The following is a 1,417-nucleotide window of genomic DNA, read 5'->3' as shown; positions in this document are numbered from 1 at the left end:
GGGAGTGTCTTTTTCTTTGTGTAAGCCCGGTGCTCGTACCTGTTCTTACTGGTCGGTGACGCGGTCGCCGTAGTAGCCGGCGAGGGTATTGATGGCTTCCTTCCAGTTGCGGGTTCTGCCGGTGGCGTTGGGCCGGTTGGGCTGGCGGTCGCGGACGACGAGGTAGAGGACCTTCAACGCGGCGTTCTCGTCGGGGAAGTGGCCCCGCCTTCTGGTGGCTTGCCGGAATCGGGAGTTGAGGCTCTCGATCATATTGGTGGTGTAGACGATCTTGCGGATCTCGGACGGGAATCGCAGGAACATCACGAAGTGCTCCCAGCTGCGCCGCCAGGTGGCGATCAGGGCCGGGTATTTGGCGCCCCAGACGTCCTCGAACTCGGCGAACCGCGCCTCGGCCGCATCCGCTGTCGGGGCCGTGTACACGTGGCGGAGTTCCTTGGCGATCTGCGACCAGTGCTTGGTGGAGGCGTACTTGAGACTGGCGCGGACCATGTGGACCACGCAAAGTTGCACGTCGGCCAGCGGCCAGATGTTCTGGATGGACTCCGGCAGGCCCTTGAGCCCGTCACAGCAGGCGATCAGTACATCCTGGATGCCGCGGTTCTTCAGCTCCGCGAGCCAGGCCATCCAGGTCTTGGCGCCCTCGCCTCCGGTGCCCACCCACATTCCCAGCACGTCTCGTTCGCCTTCGAGATTGATACCGACAGCGATGTAGACCGGCCGGTTCGCGACCGCGCCATCCCTGATCTTGAGGACGATCGCGTCGATCATGACGACCGCGTAGACGCGGTCCAGCGGGCGCTGGCGCCAGGCCTCCAGTTCGGCGGTGACCTTGTCGGTGACCCGCGAGATCAGATCCCGCGAGACGTCCACGTCGTAGATCTCCGCCAGATGGGCCTGGATCTCGCCGGTTGTCAGCCCCTTGGCATAGAGCGACAGGATCGCTGCGTCGAAGCCTTCAACCCGCCGTGAGTGCTTGGGCACGATGGCTGGTGTGAAGCTGCCGGCCCGGTCCCGCGGAACCTCCAGTTCGACCGGCCCGACGTCTGTCAGTACCGTCTTGCGTGACGTCCCGTTGCGTGAATTCCCCGAGCCCGCCCCGGTCTTGTCACCCTTCTCGTAGCCGAGGTGTTCACTCATCTCAGCCTCAAGGGCGCCCTCCAGAACCAGCTTGACCAGGCCGGACAACAACCCGCCCTCGCCCATCAGATTCAGCCCCTCACGCCGGGCCCGCTCCACCAACTGCGCGGCCATGTCCCGATCCAGCTCGGCTGCTCTCGCCAACTCAGCCCCCGTTCGTACGATGCTCTCGCGGGGCGACTCGCCCTTGATCCCCATCGGTGATCCTTCCCGGCAGAGGCCGCACCTCATGCCATCTGGGTCACACCAGGGCATACACAATCTTTAGGACAGTCCC

1 protein-coding gene is annotated in these 1,417 nt (G+C 64.4%); it reads right to left on the bottom strand.

The features are described 5' to 3' along the window. Positions 1 to 45: 45 nt before the first annotated feature. Positions 46 to 1,254 (bottom strand): IS256 family transposase, encoded by a 1,209-nt coding sequence (locus ACZ7M3_RS52840; RefSeq protein WP_472073989.1) that lies wholly within the window; start codon positions 1,252 to 1,254, stop codon positions 46 to 48. Between the last annotated feature and the right edge of the window lie 163 nt (positions 1,255 to 1,417).

This window comes from Streptomyces sp. NPDC111656, from assembly GCF_055656965.1.
The sequence above is the reverse complement of the archived record's forward strand: the minus strand, read 5'-3'. Positions and strand labels throughout refer to the sequence as shown.